This is a genomic window from Paenibacillus sp. P4_A7, from assembly GCF_056402455.1.
Genome location: NZ_JBFUHJ010000258.1, coordinates 1 through 7,695, shown reverse-complemented (window position 1 = coordinate 7,695; position 7,695 = coordinate 1). Strand labels below are relative to the sequence as shown.

Sequence of the window (7,695 nt, the reverse complement as noted above, 5' to 3'; positions counted from 1 at the left end):
GAGTGATTAAGAAGAATTTTCATTAAGCTAATGAGCGGTATAGCATAAAAAATTCTACTTTTGAGTGAACCGATAGTTAAAGAGCGATCGTTGATAGYATCATTAGTATCAAATCCAATCATAGAAAGGCATGAAGTAAATTGGTAGAAACGATTCTCGAAAGCGTTTCATATCTCCAAGTTCCAGTTAAAAATCTTGAGGAATCTACCGAATGGTACTTGGTTAATCTGGGATTCGAGGTACATTGGAAACGACCGGATAATAAAATGACTATTCTTGCGCTTCCTTCAGGCCCGTCCATTTTTTTGTGTGAAACGGAATCGCATCAGGGAATGATGTCTGTCGTTATAGGTTTTGAAGCAGTAGATATTCGAAAGCTACTATCCGATTTGCAGAGTAAAGGGGTCCAGATTGGCGAGATCAGAGAAAATGGAGGGGTAATCGAAGGAGAGATCCTGGGAATGGATTTTGATTTCTTTGATCCCAGCGGAAATATGTTAGTGGTACATGGCACTCCAAAGTTCGTTGAGTAGATCACGGTCCAGCGACCTTAGGGAGCAGTCAGCACGATCATCTATAGTGTCGTGATTCCCACTTATTCTGTTGGGTATATTTTACATTTACTTGCAACAACTTCATTTGTAAGTAGTCATTACGCTCCCTCAGAGAATAAGGTTTTTCTCACGAATGCTCTCTAATTCACAGGATTTCACATGCATGTTTAAATAGGAGTTTAAATGATATCATAACATGGGCTAAGCAGTTCCGTTTGRGGGCATGCGGGAATAGAAGGTGCTGGTCTAATTACAACATCTTCCATATAAAGATTTACTGCACGTCTCTCTCCACAAGATCCTTGGGATTCACTCTCCCAAATCTCGACGGGTCTACGCCCTTACATTCCTTCGTCCTATCTATCCAAGGTGTGGAGTCCGATCAACGTTAACGGAACGGGTCTATGCCCTAAAGCCTAAAAATCTCGGTACTCCGTGCTTTCTTTGTGAAATCCTGCGAACGAGCTAATCTACGTGTCTGGTTGCGAATTTAGTTGTTAAGCTGCTAATGGCGGTTGAGCCTTATCCGCGGAGAAAGTTTGTCTTTCTCTTGCCATAGCTACAAGCATTCGAGCCAATTTCCCAATCAATTTCATCATGGATTGCATTTTTGTCATTCGTTTTACTTCAATATTGTGTGCATGCAGGGCTTGGAATGCACGATTGTGAGATAAGAGGTGAAACACCGAGAAGTACAAGTGCTTCCGTAGTAATGAGTTTCCTCGTTTGGTTAGCTTAATGTGCCCCTTATACTTACCAGAACTACGTTCCGCTAAGTTTAATCCAGCCTTTCGCAATAACTGATTCCCGTGAGACAGCTTACGTAAGTCCCCGCCAAATGCGAATATGGCAGCCGTTGCAGGAACGGAAACACCGATGGATCGAACGAGATCAGAACAGGGGATTTCGGGCAATAGCTTTTCAATGATCTCGTCCGCTTCATCAATGATGTGGCAGATTCGTTCATATTCTTCGATGAGGTGCCTAAGTTCCCATTTATCTTCTTCAAGGGCAGTAGTGTCTCCAACGCTATGTCTAGCGAGTGTTTGGAGCTCTAGCGCCTTGTTCCTGCCTCGCACACCGCCAGGTCTAGCCATGTACACTCCCCAGGTTTGCACCATCTGCTCCGGAGTTAACTGCAATACGTCAGATGGGGCTGGAAAACGACGCAAAGTGGCTATTGAACGAGGACTAAAAATATCTTCGAACGCTTGCCTGTATTCTGGAAAACGGATATCCAGCCAGCGGTGGATTCTGTTCTTAATCCGTCCGGATTTAACAACCCAATGCTCTCTGTTTGTGACAATAACCCGTAAGCGGCGGAAGTCTTCTTCCTTTGGAGAGAAGGGCGTGTAGAACCCGCGACTCACTGCATCGGCAATGACCAAAGCGTCCTTTGGGTCATTTTTTGAGGGGGAGTTGTCTCTGTTTTCCTTATTGCGTTTGGTCGTCATTGGATTGACAAGGACAACTGAAACACCTTGTTTCATTAACCAATTGGCGATATTGAACCAGTAGTGACCGGTACTTTCCATTCCCACAACGACGTCATTCAAGTTGTGCATTTTCTGTAATTTACGAATGCTGCTTATTAAATGCTCAAAGCCCGCATGGTCGTTCGAAAACATAATTGGGCGATTGGTGAGGACAATACCTCGAAAGTTAATAGCTTGAGCAGCATGTTTCTCCTTGGCAATGTCGATGCCTATGACAAGGGTGGAAGTAGAAATACGTTCTACACGTTGATTTTGAGCTTTAATTAATCTAGACTTCATGTTAACGCCTCCTAAGGTGAGTTCTGAGGGCTGCAACCCAGTACATACTCATCCTAGCGGGGCGTTCGTTTTTCTGCAAACCGAATCTACTAACACCTACAGGAATGTTAACGGGCAGAATAGTTGAACCGAATTATCCCTAGAATATGGTATTATATTTTACGTAGTCATAAATTTTAGGGGTGAATAAAAGTGAAGGAATACTTCGGCATGGAAAATTCGTTAGGTTAAGCTTACTCCCAGGCAGTTAAAGTGAAGGATACTGTATATGTTGCTGGACAAGGATCTAATACTCTTGAGTGTTCCGCAGAAGAACAAGTTAGGCAAACATTTGAAAATGTACGAAGTGTTCTAGCAGAAGTAGGATTAGATTTAAATGACGTAGTAAAAATTACAGTTATTCTTAACTTTACTTATTTAACCCCCCAACTCTTTGAAGAGATTTATACAGAATACTTCCAATCTCCATATCCAGTAAGAACAATAATTCGAAGTGATATTGGTTTTAATATTTAAGTTGATGCAGTTGCTGTCACTTCCCAATAAAGGAGAAGTTTTATCCAAAGTGAACCGTGGATAAGCGGATCAGGTTCAGGTCATTCAACTAATGAGTAACGTTTGCTCAATAATCACCTTCAAGGCTGCCAGCATCTCGGCAGTCTTTTCTCAACTAAGGGCAGCAGTTTAGTTGAACTAAGGAATTGCACATATTATTCCATCCTCTGTAGTGGACAGCTTAGCTGCAATGATGGATAACGGGTGCATTAAGCTGAAGAAGAAGTTTTTGGTCTAAGAACAAAATATAATTAAAAAACTCGCCGAAATGKACGAGTCTTTTGTGTTTTTATATACCAATTAATATTCTAAACAGGAATTCTCTATAATAACCCCTAACACAAAACTATAATTCTATAGGGTGTGGTTTGGGCGGGGATACTTTTTGTGGCAGGTCCGTAAATAACTATTAGATCTCGGTTCGCAGGGGTTCTTGAAAAGAGTTGCCCATTTGTTAATACTTTTTGAGTATATGGAGAAATATTTAATCGTAATCGTCCATCACTACTCTCCAACTCACTATTAAAATAATCTACTTTTACATTCTGATATGGGCTATCTTTTACCATGACAAGTGCTTGATATTGTGGAGGGTAAATAAGAAGAGCAGGTGCATTTCCGTCATAATATCCAGTCACGTGATCTCCTACTACCACCATTACATGGTCTACAAAGTAAGTTGTGGGTGACACCACGAAATTTACTAATGCTCCCAATCCGTTTTCTACAGATATTAATTTATAACAGCCTTCCCCTTTACCATTTTGACCTGTAAAAAAATCACTAATCATAGTGACAGTCCCGTGAAAAGAATAAAAATTTGTCATACAATACCTCCATTTCTTTATAAAGAAAATGCATAAAGCGAGCTTTATATTTCGACATTAGTAGAGGCTAACAAAGAAACATCCCCTATTCGTAAAGTCAAATAACCTGTGTTTACAGTATGTAGGTTAATAACTATATGATTGTGCAGATGCCCATAAAGGATGTGAAGATTCTTCAGTGAATAGCGTGAGTTATTGTGCTAACGGAGAACGTTAGTTGAGTAACTAACATTGTTGAGCAGGCTACAGTAGTTTGCTCATTTCATTAAGCTAACGGGCAGTTTAGTTCAATAAGGCATGGTATAATTTCTATATATAAAGACAATTGAGAAGGAGGGTTAACTTATGAGTGATTGTTGCACGACTGCTCAAGATTCTGAAATAAACGATTCAGGAAAATGTCCATCATGTATGGCAAATGGAAAAAAAGTAAAACTACTTACTTTAAAGTCCATGTTAAAACCAGCTACATTATCGTCTTTGGATGCAGATGTAACCCATTATTTTTGTTCAACAAACAATTGTGAAGTAGTGTATTTTGATACAGATAAAAAAATCTATTTCATATCAGATATAAAGGTTCCAATATACCAAAAAGACGCTGCTTCGAATGTTCCTGTTTGTTATTGTTTTGATTGGACAAAAGAAAAAATCACCCAATCTGTTGAATTAGGACTTACCCCTACTCCAGTCGATCATATACGGGAAAATATCAAAGAAAATCGATGTGGTTGTGAGGTAATTAACCCTCAAGGTAGTTGTTGTTTAAGCAATGTGACAAAATTTATAAATCAATTATCTTAGGAGGTACTTATGGATTATTGCGAAAAAATGCGAGAGATGATTGGAAATGCTCCACTAATTATCATGCGACCAAGTGTAGCAATCCTTAATCATTCAGGTTAAATATTATTGAATCGATACATAGGTGGAACCTGGAGCATACCTGGAGGCATATTACAGTTAGATGAGTCTGTTGAGGAATGTATTAAACGAAATGTACAAAAAGATTTAGGGATTAGGTTAAATAAATTACGGTTATTCGGTGTCTATTCAGGCAAAGAACTAATCAATCGTGTCGAGGAAAGTGGTGATGAATATCATACTGTTGCAGTAGGGTATTTATGTACTGACTTTGTTGGGAATCTTATGCCTGATGAAAACCAAGCAATTGAAGCCAAATTTTTTCAATTTGATCGATTACCTGAAGAAATAGATCCTTTTATTAAGATCAAGTTAGTTGAACTAAAAGGACAACTTGAAAAAATGAATTTCCCTTATTAAACTACCATGAAAGAACGGATTAGCTTTCATGCTCTGTGGTGCAGCAGAAGAGATGCATGAATGGCTAACGGGAAACAATAGCGCAACGACAACAGGCTGCCGACGATTGGCAGCCTGTTCCGCTAATGGGCAGTATAGTTGAGAATAGAAATATTTATATTGGATTATATTCCAGTCATTTGAAACATTCTCAAAAGTCTAACGTCCATATCTTCATAGTGTCGTGTCTAAATTAATAAAAGGAAGTTTCTAAGTGTATTGAATCTGTGTGGTTCGGTAGGGATTCTTTATATTTTGTGAGAGGTGATAACTTGAAAAAAACATTCAAAGTTATTTTAACAATTGCAGTGGTTGGGCTTTTTTTATCAGTTGTATCCATTCCATTTATAAATAATTATATTGCATATTCCATTAAAAAAGATTTAATAAGATTATCTTTGCCAGACAAAACTGAAATGGTAGATGCTGTATCATCGGCTAGAAAATTAGTGGGAAATGGAAATGGAATGCAATTTTTTGGCGCTATTTTAATCAAATCGGAACTTAATTTGGATGAATTAAATAATTTTTATTCAGAGTATCGCGAGAATGAATGGAGTTACATAGTTGAAAAGCAAGCGAGTAATCATATTGATTTTATTGATCATGGTGACGTGACTTTTAAGGCATTGAATGCAGATGAAACTCTAAACAACTATTATATTGTGTATACTTGGGGTAGTAGTAACTATCCATTTAGTGATCTTGACTTACGTGGGCATTAACGCTCTACACAAGCAAGATTATGAGCTAAAATTTTATGAGCAGTGAGGGTACTTTATGAATTTAATTCGCTGTTATTCCCATTAAGTAGAACCATATTATAGATGACAGGTCATCATTACGCTAATGGGACACTTTAGTTGAACAAATAAGGGGCAGTTTGCTACGGCAGCTGTTCCCTTTTGTTATTAAGCTAACGGACAGATTACCTCAATAGCTGACTGGGAGCATACGAAATAGATGCTTTTATCAACTTATAAGTTTAAAACATCTTATTGGTGGATTGATAAATTTATTCATGAATTGAGGAGAGTTTATAGGAATGAAAAAGTATATTTTAATTTTTTTTGTTATTATAGTGTTACTCTGGGGATATTTTTGGAAAATGAATAGAGATAAAGAAGAGTTTACTCCATTGGTTAATCGATTTTACGGCGATTTTATTAATGAAGACTATCAAACAATGTACACCTATTTTCAGATAGATCCTGATTTTGAAAAATTACCATCGGAAACAAAGATGGGGATGATAGCCCAAAGCCTGATAAACGATCGTCATTGGTATGGAAATATTAAAGAATATAAGCAATTGAAATCGGAATGGAGAGGATTTGGAGTTAGAAAAGTAACCATTCAGTTGTTCGTTGATGACGAAAAAAATAAGGTTAAACAATATGAGGATAACCTTATCCTTGTGAAAAAGAACGGAAATTGGAAGATAAAAAAATATCGGTCAGGTTCGCCATGGCAAACTATGGTTATGCCTTAAGCTAACGGATAACGATAGCTCAATAAGCACGAAGTAACGGCAGCCGGTGAAGTGCCTGTCGTTTTCTCAACTAACGGGCAGGATTGCGTAAGAAAAGGTGGAATTTATTAATCAAGAAAATCGTCCTACAAAAGGAGTGCAATCAATGAAGCTTTTCACGAAGGAAATAAAGAAAATCGTAATTGATGAGTGCTTATTTCATTGCATAATTGACCAAACGCCTTCAAATGAGTCAATAAGTTTTAAAATATATCCTTCAAAAACCAAAACATCGTATTTTTTAATATTGTTTTCTTGGAAAGTTAATTGGTCCACCAACTTATGTCAACCGAGTGTTTGTGCTAGCTTAATTAAATATGCAATAAAAAATGGTTGGGATTATACAAAAGAAAAGAGAGTAATGAAAATAGAGCAATGCGATTTTCTTATCAATGAATTAAGACTGGATTCATAATTGATTAAGCTAACTGGTAACGATAGCTCAATATGCACGAAGAAACGGCAGCCGGTGAAGTGACTGTCGTTTTCTCAACTAACGGGCAGGTTAATATAACATCTCTTTGCTCATGAAATTCCTACATATGATATGATGGAATCGCTTTTTTGTGTTGAAAAATGATCAATTTAGAGGGACTGGTCATATGGATTTTGAAATTGTAGCTGGAGAACGCATAGGAATTTTTCATTTAGGATCGACTTTGGAACAATTAAAAGTATGCCTGGAAAATCAGTATAAGATTGAAATGAGGGAAGATTGCTGGGTAGTTAAGTCAGATAACTTATGGTTCTGGCTAGATGATAAAACAAATGTCATATATCAAATAATGGCTCGAAGAAAAATGGGATGAATTATCAGCACCAATTGTGTCCATTTCAATATACAAAATATAACTTGCCATTAAGTTAACGGGCAGTTATGTTCAATAACTCATAAATTAAAATTTCCTATATATTCCATTAATTGTTATAGTATTTGTATTAAACTGCCTGATAGCTTAATAGCTCTATTCAATCTAAAGTAGAAAGAGGAATGTAACAATGAGTATTCAGACAAATGGACCTGTTCTAAAGGGATTGGCATGTATCTACATCCCAGTATCAAATCCGTATGAATCTGCTCTATGGTACATAAAAAACTTTAACATGGAAGTAGCCGGATACTCTCAGCC

General features: G+C 37.4%; 8 protein-coding genes and 1 pseudogene. 7 read left to right on the top strand and 2 right to left on the bottom strand.

The genetic code is table 11. The annotated features are described in order from the left end of the window. Positions 1–140 precede the first annotated feature (140 nt). Positions 141–533, top strand: coding sequence for a VOC family protein (locus AC1DWN_RS22810; protein WP_477561195.1), 393 nt, complete (start codon positions 141–143; stop codon positions 531–533). A 518-nt stretch (positions 534–1,051) separates the two neighbouring features. Here AC1DWN_RS22810 and AC1DWN_RS22805 read toward each other — a convergent pair. Beyond that, complete coding sequence (locus AC1DWN_RS22805; protein WP_477561194.1) at positions 1,052–2,329, bottom strand: IS110 family RNA-guided transposase; 1,278 nt, start codon at positions 2,327–2,329, stop codon at positions 1,052–1,054. A 243-nt stretch (positions 2,330–2,572) separates the two neighbouring features. Here AC1DWN_RS22805 and AC1DWN_RS22800 point away from each other — a divergent pair. After that, positions 2,573–2,845 (top strand): annotated as a pseudogene (locus AC1DWN_RS22800) (RidA family protein); the annotation flags it as partial. A gap of 374 nt (positions 2,846–3,219) precedes the next feature. On the opposite strand, the gene AC1DWN_RS22795 reads toward AC1DWN_RS22800, so the two are convergent. Next, positions 3,220–3,711, bottom strand: a complete 492-nt coding sequence (locus AC1DWN_RS22795) for a hypothetical protein (protein WP_477561193.1) — start codon at positions 3,709–3,711, stop codon at positions 3,220–3,222. 345 nt (positions 3,712–4,056) lie between these two features. Here AC1DWN_RS22795 and AC1DWN_RS22790 point away from each other — a divergent pair, with 345 nt between their 5' ends. From AC1DWN_RS22790 to AC1DWN_RS22770, 5 genes are all read left to right on the top strand, one after another. Further along, entirely contained in the window at positions 4,057–4,515 is a 459-nt protein-coding gene (locus AC1DWN_RS22790) for a putative iron-sulfur cluster-binding metallochaperone (RefSeq protein WP_477561192.1), read from the top strand. Between the two features lie 108 nt (positions 4,516–4,623). Continuing rightward, a complete protein-coding gene (locus AC1DWN_RS22785; RefSeq protein WP_477561191.1) occupies positions 4,624–4,995 on the top strand; it encodes an NUDIX domain-containing protein in 372 nt (123 codons plus the stop codon). Between the two features lie 311 nt (positions 4,996–5,306). Next, complete coding sequence (locus AC1DWN_RS22780) at positions 5,307–5,759, top strand: hypothetical protein (RefSeq protein ID WP_477561190.1); 453 nt, start codon at positions 5,307–5,309, stop codon at positions 5,757–5,759. 320 nt (positions 5,760–6,079) lie between these two features. Beyond that, positions 6,080–6,526, top strand: coding sequence for a hypothetical protein (locus tag AC1DWN_RS22775; protein ID WP_477561189.1), 447 nt, complete (start codon positions 6,080–6,082; stop codon positions 6,524–6,526). A gap of 641 nt (positions 6,527–7,167) precedes the next feature. Beyond that, complete coding sequence (locus AC1DWN_RS22770) at positions 7,168–7,374, top strand: hypothetical protein (protein WP_477561188.1); 207 nt, start codon at positions 7,168–7,170, stop codon at positions 7,372–7,374. Positions 7,375–7,695: the final 321 nt, after the last annotated feature.

What these genes read in the sequence shown, in the direction of transcription:
- AC1DWN_RS22770 (WP_477561188.1), top strand. Translation starts at nt 7,168, where the DNA reads ATGGATTTTGAAATTGTAGCTGGAGAACGCATAGGAATTTTTCATTTA.
- AC1DWN_RS22795 (WP_477561193.1), bottom strand. Translation starts at nt 3,711, where the DNA reads ATGACAAATTTTTATTCTTTTCACGGGACTGTCACTATGATTAGTGAT.
- AC1DWN_RS22775 (WP_477561189.1), top strand. Translation starts at nt 6,080, where the DNA reads ATGAAAAAGTATATTTTAATTTTTTTTGTTATTATAGTGTTACTCTGG.
- AC1DWN_RS22805 (WP_477561194.1), bottom strand. Translation starts at nt 2,329, where the DNA reads ATGAAGTCTAGATTAATTAAAGCTCAAAATCAACGTGTAGAACGTATT.
- AC1DWN_RS22790 (WP_477561192.1), top strand. Translation starts at nt 4,057, where the DNA reads ATGAGTGATTGTTGCACGACTGCTCAAGATTCTGAAATAAACGATTCA.